This window comes from Halobellus salinus, assembly GCF_014646875.1.
In the GTDB taxonomy this organism is placed as follows: Archaea; Halobacteriota; Halobacteria; order Halobacteriales; family Haloferacaceae; genus Haloquadratum; species Haloquadratum salinum.
This window is the reverse complement of record NZ_BMOC01000003.1, coordinates 225,319-245,319: the sequence shown is the minus strand read 5'-3', so window position 1 is coordinate 245,319 and position 20,001 is coordinate 225,319. Positions and strand designations below refer to the sequence as shown.

General features: G+C 67.9%; 16 protein-coding genes and 1 pseudogene. 12 read left to right on the top strand and 5 right to left on the bottom strand.

Translation table 11 applies throughout. The features are described 5' to 3' along the window. Window positions 1-175, top strand: a pseudogene (locus tag IEX72_RS15155) (RNA-guided endonuclease InsQ/TnpB family protein); the annotation flags it as partial. A gap of 408 nt (window positions 176-583) precedes the next feature. On the opposite strand, the gene npdG reads toward IEX72_RS15155, so the two are convergent. From npdG to IEX72_RS04510, 4 genes are all read right to left on the bottom strand, one after another. Next, entirely contained in the window at window positions 584-1,252 is a 669-nt protein-coding gene (gene npdG / locus IEX72_RS04525) for an NADPH-dependent F420 reductase (RefSeq protein WP_188786188.1), read from the bottom strand. A gap of 99 nt (window positions 1,253-1,351) precedes the next feature. After that, window positions 1,352-1,549 (bottom strand): hypothetical protein, encoded by a 198-nt coding sequence (locus IEX72_RS04520; protein ID WP_188786187.1) that lies wholly within the window; start codon window positions 1,547-1,549, stop codon window positions 1,352-1,354. Between the two features lie 34 nt (window positions 1,550-1,583). Continuing rightward, on the bottom strand, window positions 1,584-1,955 hold the full coding sequence (locus tag IEX72_RS04515) for a hypothetical protein (protein ID WP_188786186.1): 372 nt from the start codon (window positions 1,953-1,955) through the stop codon (window positions 1,584-1,586). A 54-nt stretch (window positions 1,956-2,009) separates the two neighbouring features. After that, a complete protein-coding gene (locus tag IEX72_RS04510; RefSeq protein WP_188786185.1) occupies window positions 2,010-2,891 on the bottom strand; it encodes a TIGR01548 family HAD-type hydrolase in 882 nt (293 codons plus the stop codon). Window positions 2,892-3,032: 141 nt separating this feature from the next. On the opposite strand from IEX72_RS04510, the gene leuS reads away from it, so the two are divergent. From leuS to IEX72_RS04460, 10 genes are all read left to right on the top strand, one after another. Further along, window positions 3,033-5,900: a leucine--tRNA ligase gene (leuS, locus tag IEX72_RS04505; RefSeq protein ID WP_188786184.1), complete on the top strand. Its 2,868-nt coding sequence runs from the start codon at window positions 3,033-3,035 to the stop codon at window positions 5,898-5,900. 113 nt (window positions 5,901-6,013) lie between these two features. Continuing rightward, window positions 6,014-6,307 (top strand): MarR family transcriptional regulator, encoded by a 294-nt coding sequence (locus IEX72_RS04500; protein ID WP_188786183.1) that lies wholly within the window; start codon window positions 6,014-6,016, stop codon window positions 6,305-6,307. A gap of 99 nt (window positions 6,308-6,406) precedes the next feature. After that, window positions 6,407-7,219 carry an SAMP-activating enzyme E1 gene (gene ubaA, locus IEX72_RS04495; protein WP_188786182.1) on the top strand — a complete coding sequence of 271 codons (813 nt, stop codon included), beginning with the start codon at window positions 6,407-6,409 and terminating at the stop codon, window positions 7,217-7,219. A gap of 209 nt (window positions 7,220-7,428) precedes the next feature. After that, complete coding sequence (mutS, locus tag IEX72_RS04490; protein WP_188786181.1) at window positions 7,429-10,302, top strand: DNA mismatch repair protein MutS; 2,874 nt, start codon at window positions 7,429-7,431, stop codon at window positions 10,300-10,302. A 161-nt stretch (window positions 10,303-10,463) separates the two neighbouring features. Beyond that, window positions 10,464-10,901: an NUDIX hydrolase gene (locus IEX72_RS04485; protein WP_188786180.1), complete on the top strand. Its 438-nt coding sequence runs from the start codon at window positions 10,464-10,466 to the stop codon at window positions 10,899-10,901. Window positions 10,902-10,981: 80 nt separating this feature from the next. Beyond that, complete coding sequence (mutL, locus tag IEX72_RS04480; protein ID WP_188786204.1) at window positions 10,982-13,267, top strand: DNA mismatch repair endonuclease MutL; 2,286 nt, start codon at window positions 10,982-10,984, stop codon at window positions 13,265-13,267. A gap of 205 nt (window positions 13,268-13,472) precedes the next feature. Then, window positions 13,473-15,671: a hybrid sensor histidine kinase/response regulator gene (locus IEX72_RS04475; RefSeq protein WP_188786179.1), complete on the top strand. Its 2,199-nt coding sequence runs from the start codon at window positions 13,473-13,475 to the stop codon at window positions 15,669-15,671. 134 nt (window positions 15,672-15,805) lie between these two features. Next, window positions 15,806-17,410 carry a bifunctional metallophosphatase/5'-nucleotidase gene (locus IEX72_RS04470; protein WP_188786178.1) on the top strand — a complete coding sequence of 535 codons (1,605 nt, stop codon included), beginning with the start codon at window positions 15,806-15,808 and terminating at the stop codon, window positions 17,408-17,410. Window positions 17,411-17,507: 97 nt separating this feature from the next. Beyond that, window positions 17,508-18,473 carry a DNA-3-methyladenine glycosylase family protein gene (locus IEX72_RS04465; RefSeq protein ID WP_188786177.1) on the top strand — a complete coding sequence of 322 codons (966 nt, stop codon included), beginning with the start codon at window positions 17,508-17,510 and terminating at the stop codon, window positions 18,471-18,473. Between the two features lie 59 nt (window positions 18,474-18,532). Next, window positions 18,533-18,985 (top strand): DUF555 domain-containing protein, encoded by a 453-nt coding sequence (locus IEX72_RS04460; protein ID WP_188786176.1) that lies wholly within the window; start codon window positions 18,533-18,535, stop codon window positions 18,983-18,985. Window positions 18,986-19,096: 111 nt separating this feature from the next. Here the strand turns inward: IEX72_RS04460 and IEX72_RS04455 are convergent, their stop codons facing one another. Next, window positions 19,097-19,333: a UPF0058 family protein gene (locus IEX72_RS04455; RefSeq protein ID WP_188786175.1), complete on the bottom strand. Its 237-nt coding sequence runs from the start codon at window positions 19,331-19,333 to the stop codon at window positions 19,097-19,099. 250 nt (window positions 19,334-19,583) lie between these two features. On the opposite strand from IEX72_RS04455, the gene IEX72_RS04450 reads away from it, so the two are divergent. Further along, entirely contained in the window at window positions 19,584-19,991 is a 408-nt protein-coding gene (locus IEX72_RS04450) for a translation initiation factor IF-2 subunit beta (protein WP_188786174.1), read from the top strand. Window positions 19,992-20,001 lie beyond the last annotated feature (10 nt).

Here is a 20,001-nt window from a genome sequence, read left to right as displayed (position 1 = left end):
CGAGGTGAACGCGGATTATAATGCGGCGAAGAATATCGGGCTACGGTACGCCCGAAAGCGGACACACAGACTCCGTTCCTCGCCCAAGTCGGGGAGCGGAGACGCGGAAGTAGACCTGCGTGTGAATGGTGGGATGTTGAACGGGGAGAGTCACCGGCCTATTGCTGGTGACTGATTGCCGGGAGTCCACATCAAAGCCCCACGCTCAAGGACCGAGGCGCGTATGCGCCGAGGGAGTAGGGTGGGGTAGTTTACATGAGGTGTGCGGGGCGGGGACCGTGACGGGGCGCCATAGGCACCGACAGATCGTCACGTGTCGGGGAATCGGCTTCGGTCGCGTCCGGATTGTCAGTCGTGTACTGTTCGTCCGTGTCGGCGTTGTCGTGTGTCGTCATCGGATAGTTGATATGTGGCAGTCTGTGTGCTGTCCCACCGTCCGCGCCCTATCCGAGACGTACCAGCGCCATCATCGGCTGAACGGTAGCGCCCAAGTATAATAAAAGTTCATTATTGTTTCTGCCCCACGGTATCGTCTCGCAAGGGCTGGTGCAACGGACACCCTGTCCGCACCCGCACCGTTCGGCTACTGGAACCGGACGCCGAGGTCCCAGAGGTCGTCGTTACGCTGTGCCACGTTGATCAGAAGCGGGGTCAGCGATTCCACCTCCGCGGCGTTCGCGAGCCCGCCGGCGTCGAGCGCCCGGAGCCCGTCGATGTCCTCTGTGAGTCCTGCGACCGTGTCCTTGGCGCTCTCGTCGTCGGCGAGCAGCAGCGTGTCGACGTCGAGGTCGGCGTCGAGATCCGCGAGTCGGCCCGCCGCGAGCGAGTGGAACGCGCCGACCACCGGAACGCCGTCGGGGGCGGCGTCGGCGACGAGCGCGGTGACGCTGCCCGCACTCGGCGGGTGGTAGTGGAACCCCTCGTCGTCGCGCGTGAGCCCCGCGGCTGGGGTGACGATGATGTCGCCGGCGTCGAGCCTGTCGGCGACCGCTTCGACGGTGTCGGCGACGTGGTACGGCGGCACCGCGAGTACGACCACGTCGGCGCGGTCGGCTGCCATCGCGTTCTCGAACCCGGTGAACTTCGCGTCTCGACCGTGGGCGTCCAGGGTCGCCTCGTACTCGTCGGCGGCGGCGTGGGCGTCGTCTGGGTCGCGGGAGCCGACCACGACGTCGTGACTGGAGTGGTAGCCCCAGCGGAGCGCGAGCCCCTCGCCGACGTCGCCGGTTCCACCCAGGAGTGCGATTCGCATACGAATCTGTGGGGCTGCGCCGGGGTAAAGGGTTGTGTGACCGGGTACCCCTGCCGGTGTCTCCGGGTTCGATCCGCGCGCCGGTTGCAGCGGCGGCCGCTACGTGTCCGCCCCCGGCACCGCCGGCGCGTAGACAAGCAGGAACCCAACCAGCGGCGCGGTCACCAGGGTACCGAAGAGGATCCCGGTCCGGATCCCGGTCTCGGGTGGGAGCAGAGACCACGCGCCGAGTCCGACCAGATCGACCGCGACCACGACCGCCGCAAACCGGATGAACCTCCGGCGGACGCGGCTCACCCCGCTACCCTCTCGGCTCCGCTGTCACAATCGATCACACCGGCTGCTCCCCCCGCCGGGGATTCAGCCGCTTCGCCCGCGTCGCGGCCAGCCACCCCGCGGCGAACGCGGCCAGCCGGGGGCCGACCCCCTCGTACCCCAGTGCTGACAGCCCCGCTTGCCCACCCGCGGCGACGATGAAGAAGACAACGTACTGGATGGTCTGGTCGCCGAACGCCGTACTCGACGACGCCGCGTTCCGCGCGAGCCGCACGGCCACCGGTCCGACGACGGCGAAGACAACCGCCGCGACGACCGGCCGGGGCACGCCGACCCCGTCGGGGATCAGCGCGAACGCCACCACGAGCCCCACTACGGCGGCGAAGACGGTCGCCCACGCGATGCGTTCGACGCGGATGAGATCCATCGGTTCCATTTCCGGGAGCCGAGGAATAAGGGTACCTGTTGGGGCCCAGGGGACTCACTCGTCGTCCCCGTCGCCGAACACGACCCCCGGCAGGTCACTGACTGACGCCACGACCGCGTCGGCGCCGACCGACTTGAACGCGTCCCGTCCCGCCTCGCCCGTCAGCCCGCCGGTGAGCACCCCGACCCCGCGGTAGCTCCGATCCGGATCCTCCGCCGCGGCGTTGACGGCCGTCTTCACGTCGTCGAGAGTGTCGCCCGCAAACGCGACGACCTCGGCGTCGAACCGCTCGGCCAGCGTGACCAGCGCCGCGGGGTCGGGCTTTCCCGCCGCCCAGTCGTCCATCGTGAACCGGTGGTCGGTGGGGATCGCGAGCCCGACGCGGTCCAGGGCGATGTCGGCCTCCGCGGCCGGCCGGCCGGTGACGACACCCACGTTGGCGGCCGACGCCAGCCGGTCCAGCGTGCCGGGGTCGACGAACACCGGCTCGTCGTGGATGTAGCCCGGGGCCTCGAACGGCGGGTCGCCGCCCTCGAGGTCCCGGTACAGGTCGCTCCCGAGGTACAGCGCTTGGAACGCGTCTCGGAGGGCCGCCGAATCCCAGGCGTCGCGGACGGCGGCGAGGTCGTCGGGTGTGAGGTGGTCGGCGACGACCGACTCCGCGGCAGCGAGGCCGCCGCCCGTGTTTTTGACCCGCTCTGTGAACTCCGGGAGGGCGAGCGGGTCGCGGTCGTCGGCGAGGACGTACAGCGCAACCGCGTCGGTCACGTCCCAGTCGTTATTGAACCCACCGACGTTCTTGAAATACTGGACGTCGGCGCGGTCGATCGTCCGGCCGTACAGCCGCTCAACCGACTCCACGATCGCGCGCCGGTAGGAGTCGGCCACGTCGACCAGTACCCCGTCGATGTCGAGGACGACCGCGTCCGCGTGCATACCGGCGAGCCGTCGGCCGGCGGCTTTAGATTTGTGCCTTCGACGCGCCGGAGGACCCATCGAATCGCGTGACCGCCCGCTCCGGTACTCACCCCGTCCGAGTTAGATGCTATTTTACCCCGGCGTCGCCAGAGGACAGATATGAGCGACTACGACCCGCAAGCGCTCGAAGCGCGGTGGCGGGAGCGGTGGGCCGAGGAGGGCCGCTACGAGGCGGATCCGGCCGAGGCCGCCGATGCCGCCGACGACCCCACGTTCATCACCGTCCCGTACCCGTACCCCAGCGGCGGGATGCACATCGGCCACGCCAGGACCTACACCGTCCCCGACGTCTACGCCCGGTACCGACGCCAGCAGGGCGACAACGTCCTGTTCCCGATCGCGTGGCACGTCACCGGCACGCCGATCATCGGCGCGGTCGAGCGGCTGAAGACGGGCGAGGCGGATCAGCTGTCGGTCCTCCGAGACACCTACAACGTCGCCGAGGACACCCTCAAAGACCTGGAAACGCCGATGGGGTACGCTCGACACTTCATCGAGAACCACTATAAAAAGGGGATGCACGATCTGGGGCTGTCGATCGACTGGCGCCGGGAGTTCACCACCAACGACGACCGCTACTCGAAGTTCATCACCTGGCAGTACGAGACGCTGAAGGAGCGCGGGCTGCTGGAGAAGGGGCTCCACCCCGTGAAGTACTGCACAAACGAGCAACAGCCCGTCACCACTCACGACCTCCTCGAGGGCGAGGAGGCGGAGTTCCAGGAGTACACCCTGATCCGGTTCGGCCACGGCGACACCGTCGTCCCGATGGCGACGCTCCGGCCCGAGACGGTCCGCGGCGTCACCAACGCCTACATCGACCCCGACGCCAGCTACGTGATCGCCGACGTCGACGGCGAGGAGTGGTTCGTCTCCGCGCCCGCCGTCGAGAAGCTCCAGCTCCAGGGGCGCGAGGTGACGCCGAAGCGGACTGTCACCGGTGAGCACCTGGTGGGCCAGCGGGTCGAAAACCCCGTGACCGGCGACGAGGTGCTGGTGCTGCCCGCAGCGTTTGTCGACGCTGAGAACGCCACCGGCGTGGTGATGTCGGTGCCGGCGCACTCCCCCGACGACTACCTCGCACTGCAGGAGGCGACGGCCGACCACGACCGCCTGTCGGCGTACGGGATCGACCCCGACGAGGTCGACGCCATCGACCCTGTACCCATCCTCTCGGTCGAGGGGTACGGCGAGATACCGGCGAAGACCGCGGTCGAGGACGCCGAGATCGAATCGAGCACCGACCCCGCCCTCGAAGCGGTCACCCGCGAACTCTACAACACCGAGTTCCACACCGGCCGCCTGAATGACGAGTACGGCGAGCACGCGGGCGAGGTTGTCGAGGACGTCCGCGGCCGGTTCCGCGACGCCCACCGCGAGTCGGGGGCGTTCGACACGATGCGTGAGTTCTCCGAGGCGGTCGTCTGCCGGTGCGGCGGTGACGTCGTCGTCTCCGAACAGGACACCTGGTTCCTGCGGTACAACGACGAGGCGTGGACGGCGAAGGCCCACGACGCCGTCTCCCGGATGGAGGCGATCCCCGAGAACACCCGCGGGGAGTACGACCACACCATCGACTGGCTGAACGAGTGGCCTTGCATCCGGAACTACGGGCTGGGCACCCGGCTGCCGTGGGACGACGAGTTCGTGATCGAGCCGCTGTCGGACTCGACGATCTACATGGCGTACTACACCATCGCCCACCGGCTCGACGAGATCCCCGTTGAGGACCTGGATCGGGACTTTTTCGACGCGCTGTTCTACGGCGAGAGTGCGGTTGAGGACCCCGACGAGCGGGCACTGCAGCTCCGAAAAGAGTGGCAGTACTGGTATCCGGTGACCTACCGGTTCTCTGCCAACGACCTCATCTCGAACCACCTCACGTTCTACTTACTGCACCACGCGGAGCTGTTCGATCCCGACGAGTGGCCCGCGGGGATCGTGATCATGGGGATGGGCCTGCTCGAAGGCGAGAAGATGTCGTCGTCGAAGGGGCACGTCGTTCTGCCGGACACCGCGATCGAGGAGTACGGCGCGGACACGGTCCGGTTTTTCCTCCTCAACTCCGCGGAGCCGTGGCAGGACTACGACTGGCGGACCGAACAGGTCGACTCGGTTCGAACCCAACTGGAGCGGTTCTGGACTCGTGCGACAGACATTATCGACGACCCCGGCCCCGAGGATCGGCCGGCGCTGTCGACCGCCGACCGGTGGCTGCTGTCGCGGCTCCAGCGCACGGTCGCCGACGTGACCGAGGCGCTCGACGGGTCGGAGACCCGGACCGCGAGCCAGGCGGCGTTCTACGACTTCGAGGAGGATCTGCGGTGGTACCGTCGCCGGGCGGACCGCTCCCGACCGGCGGCGCGGTGGACGCTCCGGGCGGTGCTCGAAACCCGGCTCCGGCTGTTGGCGCCGTTCGTGCCGTTCCTCGCCAACGAACTCCACGAGCGACTGACCGGGACGCCTGCGGAGGACGCGCCGTGGCCCGAGGTCGACGACGCGGTCCTTGACGGCGGCGTTGAGGCCGCCGAAGCGCAGGTCGAGCGGCTGGTCGACGACATCCAGGGGATCCAGCAGTCGCTCCGGAACGCCGACGAGGACGTCCCGGAGGCCGATCCCGACCAGATCCGCGTGCGCGTCGCGGCCGGCTGGAAACACGGCGTCTTCGACACCGTCGCCGAGATCGGGGCGGACCAGGGCGCGGTGATGAGCCAGGTGATGAGCGATCCCGACCTTCGGGAACGCGGGAACGCGGTTAACGACCTGGTCTCGGAGCTGATCGAGTTCGCCCGCGCCCGCGGCGGCGGCGAACTCGACACGCTTGCGGGTCTCGACGAGGCGGCGATCTATCGGGACGCGGCGGACTTCCTGAGCGACGAATTCAACGCCACAGTGGTCGTTGAGGTCGAGGCCGACGGTGACAGCGCGGTTCCGTTCCGCCCGTCGATCCAACTCGAAGCAGCGTAGGCGAGACCATCGCCCGATGGCCAACCCATCGACCGCGGTTGGGACCCTCCGTGGGTCCCCGGTTTGAGCCGACTCACGAAGGTTTATGACTGTTGGGAGTGTGAATCTTGACGATGGCAGAGGCAGAACAGGAGAGTCTCGGCGACCTCCCGCCGAGCGCGAAGTTGGTTTTCAAAGTGCTCGAATACAGCGGTCCGCTGACACAGAAGGGGATCGTCCAGGAGTCGATGCTGTCGGCTCGGACGGTCCGCTACGCGCTCGAACGGCTTGAGGGGATCAACGTCGTTGACGAGGACGTCTACTTCGCCGACGCCCGACAGAACCTGTATCAGCTCACCGACGACGCGCCGAACACCCACCCGGCCGAGGGCGACGCCGACGAGGCGGAAGCCTGCTGCGCGGAGTAGCCAACGCGTGCGGTCGGCGGCGCGAGAACGACCACCACCCGCCGGTCCACCGTCTCACGGGGAGTTATGTCGTTCGGGGCCCACCACCGGACACCGAGCATGTCACTCTCGCTTGATTCCACGCAGTTGGACCGATATTCCAGGCACATCATTATGGACGATGTCGGCCCGGAGGGACAGAAGCGGCTGCTGGACTCGCGGGCGCTCGTCGTCGGGGCGGGTGGGCTCGGATCACCGGTGATCCAGTATCTCGCTGCGGCCGGCGTCGGCCGCCTCACGATCGTCGACGACGACGTCGTCGAACGGAGCAACCTCCAGCGACAGACCGTCCACGCCGACGCCGATGTCGGCCGGCCGAAAGTCGAGAGCGCTTCGGCGTTCGTCGCCGATCTGAACCCCGATATCGACGTGGTGACCCACCGGACCCGGGTGACAAAAGAGAACGTCGCCGACATCGTCCCCGGCCACGACGTCGTGGTCGACGCCTCCGATAACTTCCCCACCCGGTATCTCCTCAACGACTTCTGTCGGCTACAGGGAGTTCCGATCGCCCACGGCGCGATCTACAAGTTCGAGGGACAGGTGACGACGCTCGTACCCGGTGGGCCGTGCTACCGGTGTCTGTTCCCCGAGGCGCCCGAGCCCGGGACCGTCCCCGACTGTGCGGCCACGGGCGTGTTGGGCGTCCTCCCGGGAACCGTGGGCTGTCTCCAGGCCACCGAGGCCGTGAAGCTCCTCTTGGACGCCGGCGACCCGCTTGTCGGCCGGCTACTGTTCTACGACGCGATGGACATGACCTTCGAGACCGCGCCGTACCAGCGGAACCCTGAGTGCCCGATCTGCGGCGACGACCACGTGGACTCGATCGACGGCATCGAGTACACCTCGGCGTGTGCGGTCGGCGCCGACTGAACCGCGACCTGAAGTAGTGGCGAACAGTCGGCACGGACTCCGAACCCACGCCGGTGTGCCGAACAACCGCTGCCCGGCGTGGGGCGACACCTACGTCACACGCCGGGTGGCCGCGGGATCGGACATAAACGCTCGGGTGACCCTCCGGAATCTCGTCGCCCGAACCGCTGGACCGTAGCGTTTTATCCGCCCCACGTCCAGGTTCGGGTATGGCCTCCCAGGGGATCGTCGAGGAGTTCCTCTCGCTGAAGTCCGGCACTGATGCGGACGTCCTGACGATGCAGTGCGGCGACTTCTACGAGTTCTTCGCCGACGACGCCGAACTCGTCGCCGCGGAGCTGGATCTGAAGATCTCTCAGAAGTCCGCGCACGGCTCGTCGTACCCGATGGCGGGCGTTCCGGTCGACGACCTCACACCCTACCTGAAGGCGTTGGTCGAACGCGGCTACCGCGTCGCGGTCGCCGACCAGTTCGAAGACGAGTCGGGGGATCACTACCGCGAGATCACGCGGGTCGTCACCCCCGGAACCTTGCTCGAAACCGACGACGCCGACGCGCGGTACACCGCTGCCGTGGTCGACGGATCGACCGACGCTGACGGGGACATCGGCCTGGCGCTGGCGGACGCGACCACCGGCCAGTTCCTGGTCGCCACCGCCGCCGACGCCGACGACGCGCTCTCGGAGCTCTACCGGTTCGGGCCCGTGGAGATCCTGCCCGGACCGGCGGTCCGCGACGACGACGCGTTCGTGCGGCGACTGCGCGAGGAGACCGACGCCACCGTATCGCTGTTCGAGGCCGACGCGTTCGCGCCGGGGCGGGCGACACACCGGGTGGAAGACCAGTTCGGGTCGGAGACGGTGCCGAGTGTCGGCCTCGGTGACGCCGGCGCCGCGGTCCGGGCGGCGGGCGCGGTGTTGGCGTACGTCGCGGAGACCGGTGCCGGGGTGTTGCCGTCGATGACGCGGTTCCGAACCTTCGAAGCCGACGACCACCTCGACCTCGACGCCACCACCCAGCGCAACCTCGAACTGGTCGAGCCGATGCAAGGCGACGCCGGCGACACCCTGCTAGGGACAATCGACCACACGGTGACCAGCCCGGGTGGCCGGCTGCTCCGGGAGTGGGTGACCCGGCCGCGTCGCGACCGATCGGAACTGACCCGTCGGCTGGACTGCGTCGAAGCGCTGGCGTCGGCGGCGCTGGCTCGCGAGCGCGTCCGGGAGTGCCTCGACGGCGGGTACGACCTCGAACGCCTGGCGGCGCGAGCGGCCTCCGGGAGCGCCGACGCCGCCGACCTGCTCGCGATCCGGGACACCCTCGGGATCCTGCCGGCGGTCGCCGACGCGGTTTCGGACTCCCGGCTTTCGGAGTCGCCGCTGTCGGCGGTCGTGGCACGCCCGGACCGCGAGGCCGCCGCCCGTCTGCGCGAGGAACTCGAAACCGCGCTCGCCGACGACCCGCCGAAGACGGTGACGCAGGGTGGGCTCTTCCAGGACGGACACGACGACGAACTCGACGAGTTGCTGGCACACCACCGCGAGGCCAGCGAGTGGATCGACACCCTCGCCGAGCGGGAGTCGCGAACTCACGGCCTGAACCACGTCACCGTCGACCGGAACAAGACCGACGGTTACTACATCCAAGTCGGGAAATCCGCCGCCGACGGGGTACCCGAACACTATCGCGAAATCAAGACGCTGAAAAACTCAAAACGGTTCGTGACCGACGAACTCCAGGAGCGCGAGCGGGAGATCCTCCGCCTTGAGGAGGCCCGCGGCGAGTTGGAGTACGACCTGTTCTGTGCGCTTCGTGACTGCGTCGCCGACCGTGCGGAACTCCTCCAGGACGTCGGCCGCGCGCTGGCGGAGGTCGACGCCCTCGCGTCGCTTGCGACCCACGCCGCCGGCGCCGACTGGGTCCGCCCCGACGTGGTCGACCCGGGTCCGCTTCGGATCGAGGCGGGCCGCCACCCCGTGGTCGAGCAGACCACCGAGTTCGTGCCCAACGACCTTCGGGTAGGTGGTGTGGGTGCCGGTGCCGGTGCCGGTGCCGGTGCCGGCGCCGGTGCCGGTGACGGTATCGATGCTGAGGGGCCACCGGACGACGCCGACCCCGGATTCCTGCTCGTCACCGGGCCGAACATGAGCGGGAAATCCACCTACCTCCGGCAGGCCGCGCTGATCACGCTGCTCGCCCAGATCGGGAGCTTCGTGCCCGCCCGCTCGGCCACAGTCGGCGTCGTCGACGGGATCTACACCCGCGTGGGCGCGCTCGACGAACTCGCACAGGGGCGGTCGACGTTCATGGTGGAGATGCAGGAGCTCTCGAACATCCTGCACTCAGCGACCGAGGAGTCGCTCGTGATCCTCGACGAGGTCGGCCGCGGCACCGCGACCTACGACGGCATCTCGATCGCGTGGGCCGCAACCGAGTACCTCCACAACGAGGTGCGGGCGAAGACGCTGTTTGCGACCCACTACCACGAACTCACCGCACTGGCAGACCACCTCGATCGGGTCGCAAACGTCCACGTCGCGGTCGACGACGGGCAGGGCCCGTCGTCTGCGGGCGGGGCGTCGCCCCGGGGTGTCGACGATCCTGGAAGTGATGTGACGTTTCTCCGGACGATCGAGCCGGGGGCGGCCGACAGGTCCTACGGTGTTCACGTCGCGGACCTCGCGGGCGTCCCCGCCCCGGTGGTCTCGCGGGCCGACGGCGTGTTGGAGCGGCTTCGAGGCGACGGGGCGATCGACGTCCGGGGCAGTCGGGGTGGCACCGACACCGGCGACACCCACCAGGTCGTGTTCGACCTCGACGCCGGCGGGTTCCGGACCGATGCCAGCGTCGACGCCGGGGCGGCGTCGACCGACGCGTCGGGGGCTCCAGCCGACAACGGGAGACGCCCACACCCCAACGCCGGCGGGGAGCGTCACACGGGCGGCGGCGTCGACCCCGCCGCGGAGTCGGTTCTGGCGGAGCTCCGCGGCTTGGACGTTGACGAGACGCCGCCGGTGGAGTTGCTGGCTCGGGTCGCCGAGTGGCAGGCGAAACTCAACGGGAAGGACCCCGACGGAGAGTGAGGCCGGCCCGCCCGGGAGTCGGGGCCGTCTGACCGGTACTGATTAGGGACACACGCACCACGGAGTAGGTAACAAATGTGCGCCGACGAGCACCCGGTCTGCCGCCCGAGCGATCCGGGGCGGCCGGACCGCGCAGTCGACCGAATCCGAGGGGGATCACCGTGACCGACGTCCACCTCGAAGCCACGATCAGCCTCCGGGGTACCGTCTTCGCACCCTGTGGCGAGATACTCGTGGTGCGGCGGGCGAGCGACGGGGGGTGGGAACTCCCCGGCGGCCGGCTCGCACCAGACGAGAACGCAGTCGAGGGCGTCCACCGAGAGATCGTCGAGGAGACCGGGCTCGACACCGACGTGGGGCGCCCGGTCCACGCGACCTCGTGGCGGAACGCCGCCGACGAGGGACGGTTCGCGGTCTACTACTGGTGTGACCCCACCGGCCACGGGAACGGGATCGACCTCGGTTCCGGAGCTGACCCTGTCACGCTCAGCCACGAACACACCGACTACGCGTGGCTCCCGCCGGAGACCGCGGTCGGACGGCTGAGCGACCCTCAGGAGCACGCGGTGGCGGTCGCAACGGAGGTGTACGACCCGTGAGCGACGGCGGTGGTGACGGCGACACACCGGAACGCGACCCGTCAGGAACCGGGGGCGATCCGTCGGGGTCGACACCGACGATCCGAGAACTCGACGACCGGACAGTGACACAGATCGCCGCGGGCGAGGTGGTCGAACGCCCCGCCTCCGTGGTGAAGGAGTTGGTCGAGAACAGCCTCGACGCCGGCGCCGACCGGCTCTCCGTCGCGGTCGAAGCCGGGGGAACAGAGGGGATCCGCGTCCGCGACGACGGCGTGGGTATGGACCGCGCGGCGGTTGAGCGCGCGGTCGAGGAGCACACCACCAGCAAGATCGACACCATCGACGATCTTGAGGCCGGCGTCGGCACACTCGGGTTCCGTGGGGAGGCGCTCCACACCATCGGCGCGGTCTCGCGGGTGACCATCCGGACCAAGCCCCGCGGCGGCGACACCGGGACCGAACTCCGGGTTGAGGGCGGAGAGGTGACCGCGGTCGGGCCCGCCGGCTGTCCCGAGGGGACGGTTGTCGCGGTCGAAGACCTGTTTTATAACACCCCCGCGCGCCGGAAGTTCCTGAAGACGACCCCGACGGAGTTCGACCACGTCAACACCGTCGTCACTCACTACGCGCTGGCGAACCCGGATGTCGCGATCTCCCTGGAGCACGACGACCGCGAGGTGTTCGCCACCGAAGGACGTGGGGACCTCCGGTCGGCGGTGTTGTCGGTGTACGGCCGGGAAGTCGCAGAAGCGATGCGCCGCGTCGACGGTGGGAACGGCGAGGCCGACGGTGAGGGGGTGAGCCCGGACGCGTCACCCGTTGAGTCGATCTCGGGGCTCGTCAGCCACCCCGAGACCACCCGAAGCACCCGCGACTACCTCTCGACGTTCGTGAACGGCCGGTACGTCACCGCGGGCGTCCTCAGGAAGGCCGTCCTCGACGCCTACGGCGGGCAACTCGCACCCGACCGGTATCCGTTTGCGGTGCTGTTCGTGGACCTCCCCGCCGACTCGGTTGACGTTAACGTGCACCCTCGGAAAATGGAGGTACGGCTCAACGCGGAGGCTGCGGTCACGCGGGCCGTCACCGACGCGGTCCGCGAGGCGCTGTTAGCGGAGGGGCTGATCCGCTCGGGCGCACCGCGCGGCCGGTCGGCACCCGCCGAGACCGAGATCGATCCCGAGTCGCCGGACTCGGACGTCCGCGGCGGCGCGGGCCACGGCGGGACCGACGGGTCGGCGTCCGGCCGCGAGGCGACGGGGCGGGGCACCGTCGGCGACGACGCTGACACCGCGGATACGCGCGCCGACGACAGCGGGTCCGGCCCTCCGGTCGAGGGCTCCGCCGCCGACTCCGACCCCGCGGCGGGAGTAGCGTCGGACGACGACTCACCGGGTGACTCGCCGGATGACAGCGGGGACGCCCGGACTGTCGACCCCGAGAGCGACGGCGCGTGGACGGTGTCTTCAAGCGGTTCCGGTTCGGCTCCGGCGGCCGGCGACCGGCGTGATCGAAGCGCGGAGTCCGGCGCCGGACTCGGGAGCCGTCAGCACGGGCGCTCGGGCGGCGCCGTGCGGTCGGATGCCGACACCGACTCCGCACACTCGAGCGTCGACGTCGACGCCGACGCCGACGTCGACGCCGACTCCGACACGGGTCCCGCGCGGGAGCGGGGTCACCCGTCCGAGACCACCACCGGGATTGTCGGCCCCACCGTCCAGCGGGACCTGACCGGCGACGCCGCCACCCTCGACCCCGACTTCGACTCGTTGCCGTCGATGCGGGTGCTCGGCCGGCTCCACGACACCTACGTCGTCGCCGAGACCGACTCGGGGCTGGTGTTGATCGACCAGCACGCGGCCGACGAGCGGGTCAACTACGAGCGGCTGCAGAACGAACTCAGCGGCGGCGTCACAACCCAGGCGCTCGCCGAGTCCGTCGACGTCGAACTCACCGCGCGGGAGGCGGCGGCGTTTTCGGCGTACCGCGACGCCCTCGCCGAACTGGGCTTTCGGACCGACCGAATCGACGACCGCACGGTCGCGGTCCGGAGCGTCCCCGCGGTGTTCGCGTCGGCGCTGGACCCGGAGCTCCTGCGCGAGGTGTTGTCGGCGTTCGTGTCGGAGGGCAACGACGGTGGCGAGTCAGCGGTGGCGTCGGTCACCGACGAACTGCTCGCGGATCTGGCGTGTTATCCGTCCGTGACCGGTAACACCTCCCTCACGGAGGGGTCGGTTGTTGACCTCCTCGAAGCGCTCGACGGGTGTACGAACCCCTACGCCTGCCCGCACGGCCGCCCGGTCGTGGTCTCGGTTGACGCCGACGAGATCGAATCCCGGTTCGAGCGGGACTACCCCGGTCACGGCGGCCGACGCGAGGCGTGACGACCGGCGTGGTCTGTGGGGCACCAGTTCGCGGTGTAGGTGGTGACCGGCACCTGGGGTTGTGCGCGGTTCAGAGCTCCGGTCTCGCGCCCGACTTCGGCGGAGCACCCGGAACGGCCCCGATGAGTCCGTCTTTGTGGCGGTTCACCCGCTGTATGTGTCGATTTTCGAAACAAATTTGAACGTAGTGCGCGAGACAAGTCTAATGCGCACCCACAACGGATCTATCCGAACTCTCTATGCGGACGACGATCCGGAATTCGCCGCGGTGGCGGCGACGTTTCTCGAACGCGAGAACGACTGCTTCGACGTGGTGGTCGAAACGGGCACCGACGCGGCCCTCACCCGGCTGGACGGCGAACGCTTCGACTGCATTGTCTCCGATTACGACATGCCAACCCGGAACGGGATCGAGTTCCTCCAGGCCGTCCGAGCGGAGTATCCCGACCTCCCGTTCATTCTCTACACCGGCAAGGGGAGCGAGGAGATCGCCAGCGACGCCATCTCGGCGGGCGTCACCGACTACCTACAGAAAGAAACCGGGAGCAGCCAGTACACCGTGCTTGCAAACCGCATCAGGAACGCGGTCGACAACTACCGCGCCCGGATCGAACTCGCCGAGCGGGAGGAGCGTCTCACCCTGTTTTTCGAGCAGTCACCGCTGTGCGTTATCGAGTGGGACGAACAGTTCAACCTCGTCCGTCTGAACGACGCGGCGGCGGACACCCTCGGGTACACCCAGGCCGACCTGCTCGGTCAGTCCTGGGAGCAGATCGTTCCCGAGTCCGACCGCGACACGGTTGCAGATGTCGTGGCAGACGTTCTCAATAACAGGGGTGGGTACCGAAGCGTCAACAAGAACATCCGGAAAGACGGCGACCGTATCATCTGCGAGTGGCACAACCGCGTTGTGACCGACGAGGACGGGGACGTCGTGGCCGTCTTCTCCCAGTTTCAGGACATCACCGAGCAGAAGCGGCGCGAACAAGAACTCCGCGAAGAGCAGACGCTCATCGATCGAAGCCTCGATGCGCTGGGAGACATCTTCTATTTCGTCGACACCGACGGCGGCTTCCGGCGGTGGAACAGCACGTTGGCCGAGCTAACCGGCTACAGTGACGAGGAGATCGAATCGATGAACGCGCTCGAATTCTTCGAGGGTGAGCACCGCGAGGTTATCAGCCACTCGATCCGCGAGATCCTCGCCCACGGGTCAGACGTAACTGAAGCCGAAATCACGACCGCCGATGGGCGGCAGGTCCCCCACGAGTTCAGAGGGGTCCGCATGACCGACGACGACGGCGCGACAACGGGGGTCATCGGGATCGCCCGCGACATCACCGACCGGATCGAACGCGAGCGCCAGTTGGAACGGAAGACCGAGGAACTGGAGCAACTCGCGGCAAAATACGAGCTGCAGTACCACACGCTGTTCGAGGAAGCTCCGGTGATGACGGTTCTCACCCGCTCGGAGGACGGTCGGCCGGTCATCGAAGACTGCAACAGTCAGTTCGTCGAGACGCTCGGCTACGATGCGGACGCAATAACCGGCACCGAGCTCTCGGAGCTCTACACCCCCACGCCAGCGGAGCGACCGCTCTCCGTGGGGTACACCCGGTCGGCCGACGGCGAGTTCACGACGGAGAAACGCGAGCTCGTCACTCACGACGGCGAGGTTGTCGAGACGCTCCTGCGCGCGGTTCCCCGCCGCACCGCCGACGGCGACACCATCGGGACGGTTGCGATGTACATCAATATCACCGAACGCGAGTCGATCAGGCGCACGAACGAGCGCCTTGAGGAGTTCACGAGTGTCGTCTCACACGACCTGCGGAACCCGCTGAACGTCGCGACCGGGCGGCTCGAACTGGCCGCCGAGGAGTGCGACAGCACCCACTTAACTCAGGTTGAGCAGGCACTCGACCGGATGGAGGCGCTGATCGATGACCTCCTGACGCTGGCCCGGGAAGGCAGGGAGGTGACCGACGCGCAGCCGGTCGACCTCGCCGCGATGATCGGCGGGTGCTGGGAGAACGTAGAGACCAACGAGGGGGCGTTGCACACAACCGTCGACCGACGCGTCCGGGCGGATAGAAGCCGACTCAAGCAGGTGTTCGAGAACCTGTTTCGGAACTCCGTCGAGCACGGCGGGGCGGACGTGAACGTTCGGGTTGGTCGACTGGACAACGGGTTCTACATCGAGGACGACGGCCCGGGGATCCCCGCTGACAAGCGCGCGGAGATCTTCGAGGCGGGCTACTCGCAGTCGGCGGACGGGACCGGGTTCGGCCTGAGCATCATCCAACGAGCCGTCAACGCCCACGGGTGGCAGATCCGTGCTACGGATGGGTCGGACGGCGGGGCCCGGTTCGAGATCACGGGCGTCGAGTTCGTTTCTGGATAGTGTTGCCGTATCTGCCGCATTTTTCAGATATACCTCGGAAATATGGCGCTAACGATGCAAATAACGCCGGCTATCTCGCAATTCTTTCTACGATCCGAACTCCGATAAGGACGCCGTGACTCGTTGGGTCCGTTATGTCAGACGACGAACTCCGACGCCGGTCGCTGCTCAAATTCTTCGGCGCCACCGGGATCTCCGCGACGATCGCCGGGTGCGGCAGCGACGGGGGCAGCACCACCGACGCGTCGACCGAGGCCGCGACCGAGGCCGCGACCGAGACGGCGACAGAGACGGCGACACCGGTCCCGACGGAGTCGCTGACGTTGCTCCACGACACCCACGTCGGCGGGCGGCTCGGGACCGCCGGCGCCGAGGACAACGAGAACATCGAGAGCTATTTCGGGCTGATGGACGACCTCACCGAGCCGGATCGCACGTTGCGGCTGGGCGCCGGTGACGACCTGGGTTCGTCGGCACTCTCGTCCGAGTTCGAGGGCCGACACGTCATCGACCCATTTGAGGCCGGCGGCCTCACCCACGACACCTTCGGCAACCACGACTTTGATTTCGGACCCGACGTCCTCCGGACCCGGGTTTCCGAGACAGAGGATTTCCTGTGGGTCAGCGCCAACGTCGACGAGCCCGCCGGCGAGGCGTTCGCCGGCGCGGAAGGCGCAGAGCGCTACGACCTCGTCGAGATGGCCGGCGTCTCGGTGGGAATCACGGGCGTGTTGACCCCGCGGGCCAGGGAGGTGACGAGCCTCGGCGACGCCGAGGTTCGCGACCCGGTCAACGCGCTCAGCGAAGTCGTGCCGCAGATGCGCGACGAGGGCGCCGAAGTGGTGATCGTGATGTCACACGTTTCCAACGACCTGGCGCGAAACGAGATCGCCCCGAACGTTGACGGCATCGACGTCATCGTCGGGGACGACGCCGCCGAGCAGTTCGACGAGGCGGTTGAGGTCGACGGCACCGTCCTCTCGTTTGTCGGCGACGAGTACGACTACCTGGGCGAGGTCACGCTCGAGGTCGGCGACGACGGGATCCAGTCGTACGACCGGGCGGTGTACGACGTCAGCGAGGAGGGTCCAGAACCGAACGAGGCCGTTGAGGCGGTCGCGGACGTCTACCGGAGCCAGGTCGACAGCGAGGTGATCGGCGAGAGTACGGTCGCGCTCAACTGCGTGGACGAGGACCTCCGCACCGAAGAGACCAATATGGGCAACTTCGTGGCCGACGCGATCAGCGCCGCCGTCGACGCCGATGTCGTGCTTCAGAACGGCGGCGGTATCCGGACGGGGACGTTGTACCCGCCCGGTGACCTCACCGACCTGCTCGTCCGCCAGATCCTCCCGTTCGGCAACACGACCACCGAACTGGAGGTGAGCGGGCAGACGCTTCACGACGCCTTGGAGAACGGCGTCAGCGATGTCGGGAGCCTTGAGGGGCGGTTCCCGCAGGTCAGCGGGCTGGCGTTCGCCTGGGATCCGGAGGCCGAACCGGGCGACCGAATCGCCCCGGCCGACATCACGGTCGGTGGCGATCAACTGGAGCTTGAGGCGACCTACGCCCTCGGGACGAACAACTTCGTGGCCGAGGGCGGCGACGGGTACGACATGCTGTCGGGGGCCACGCGGACCGACGCCGGGGAGACGGAACTCGCACAGTTGGTGATCGACCGGATCCGGGAGCAGACGCCCATCGCCCCGGAGACCGAGGGACGGATCTCCAGGCTCTGACCCGGCCTGTCGACACTGGCGCGCGTCGAACCCGGCCGTGGGGTCCGGAGTCACGCGACCGAAACCGGCATACCCGGCCCGTCCCTCACACTGTCCGATGACACCCGATCCCGGATCTACCCCCGGTGCCGACGTGACGGCCGCGACGGAGTCGGGCGCGATCCCGCTCTCGGAGGTCGCGGGGCCGTTCGATCTGCAAGCCACCGTCGAAAGCGGCCAATCGTACCTCTGGAACCGCCCGGACGGCCGGATGTACGACTCGATGGACGCCAGCAGCGGGGACGCGTGGTACCGGACAGTCGCACCGCCCATCGACGGCGTCACCACGGATCCGATCGCGGTCCGGGTCCGCCAGCGCGAGGGCCGGCTGGAGTGGGTCGCGACCGACGACCCCGTGCCGCTTTTGACCCACCTACTCCGGCTCGACGACGACCTTGACGCCATCTACGACGCCGCGCCCGACGACGACCTGATCGGGCGTGCGTTCGACGCCTACCGCGGACTGCGGCTGGTCCGGGACCCGCCGTTCCCGTGTCTGATCTCGTTCATCTGCTCGGCACAGATGCGCGTCGCCCGGGTTCACCGCATGTCGGTCGCACTCGCGGAGTCGTTCGGGACCGAGTACGACCTCGACGGCGAGACGCCCCCCGCGTTCCCTACCCCGGACCAGTTGGCCGCCCGGACCGAGGCCGAACTCCGGGATCGCAAACTCGGCTACCGCGCGCCCTACGTCGTACGGACGGCTGAGATGGTCGCGGACGGCGAGGCGCACCCGAGCGAGGCGGCAGGGCTCGACTACGAGGCCGCCCGGGAGTATCTGACCCAGTTTGTCGGCGTTGGGGACAAGATCGCCGACTGCGTGTTGCTGTTCTCGTTGGGATATCTGGAGGCGATCCCGCTCGACACCTGGATCCGCACCGCGGTCGAGGAGTATTATCCCGACTGCGACCGCGGCAGCTACGCGGAGACATCGCGCGCGCTCCGGGAGCGACTCGGCGGCGAGTACGCCGGGTACGCCCAGACGTACCTGTTTTACTACCTCCGGGCCCGCGGCGACGAGTGAGCGCCGTCGGCGCCCCGGTCGCCGAACCTTTGATGCCACCGGCGACCCTACTTTCGCGTATGGACTGTAGCGTCGTCGTCGAAGCCGCCATTCCGGTGTATGACGTGACGACCGCCGACGAGGCCGTCCGGATCGCCATCTCGAAGACCGGCGGGATGCTCAACCCCGATCTGAGCTACGTCGAGATCTCTATGGGCTCGCGGCGCTCTCCCACCGGCGAGGAGCTCCCACCGGCGTTCATCGCGGCCGACGAGGCCCTGGTCGCCCTTGAGTTGGAGATGACCGTGTTCAACGTCGAACAGGAGGAACACGCCTCCCGGATCGCCCGGAAGGAGATCGGCCAGCGGCTGGAGAACGTCCCGTTGAAAGTACTCTCCGTCGAGGAACTCGACGCGGACGACGACACCGAAACGCGCTCTGACGACGCGGACGACGACGCGAGCGATGCGGGCTCGACCGACGACGCAGACGACCTCATCCCCGAGTTCGACGACTTGGTTGAGGACGGGTGAGCGGGTCCGACCCCGGCGAGGGTGGGTCGGTGGCGGAGCGTGACCGCCGCGAGCCACCTGGCGAAGCCGCAGCTGGATGGGTGGCGAGCCCGGAGAACAGTGAGTGGGAAATCAGTCGGCGGTCGCGGCGACGCGCGTCTGCTCTTCCTCGTCGAAGGATCCCGTAATTCCAGTAATCAGTCGGAAGACAGCGTCTTTATGATCCGTCTTGGATTTGTGGATCGATGTGGGTCGAACACCGAGTTCGTTGTAGGCTTCGAGCGGTACTTCGTTTTCGTCCCACGATTCGACCTGTGTGTGTACCTCCGCAAGCAGGCCGTGAAGGTGGATGAGCTCCTGCTTTTTCATAAGCATCCGTAGTTGAGACTGGAGGGATATATTATTATCCTGAGTCTCGTTAACACGGGACCTCCGGATACTGGCACGAAACGCTCTAATTCGACCGATCCACTGTGTTCGATGATGAAGGATACGGTCGGACTGCCGATCGCCCCACGCCGCGGTCTGTGCGCAGACCGGCCCTCGCACCGGCCCGGGTGGCGCCCGGCGACCGGGTGAGACACGAACGTTTTACACGCCGCCATCCGTCGCGTTGGGTATGGACTACGAGGACCAACTCGACCGCGCACTCGAACGGTCACCCGACATCGCCGACGCCGGGGAGCGCTTCGAGGTCCCCGATCCGGAGGTGCGCGCGGAGGGCAACAGCACGGTCTGGGAAAACTTCGGAGCGGTCCACGACCGGCTGGCGCGCGAACCCGATCACCTGATGCGGTTCCTGCAGTCGGCCCTCGGCACCAGCGCAGCGATCGACGACCGCGGACGGGCCCGGTTCACCGGCGCGTTCAAACAGCGCCGGATCGCCGATGCTCTGGAGTCGTACGTCGGGGACTTCGTCACGTGCTCTGAGTGTCACTCCCCGGACACCCAGTTGGTTGACGAACGCGGCACGACGGTGTTGCGATGCGACGCCTGCGGCGCGATCTCGCCGGTTCCGGAGCTGTAGCCCGCCCGAG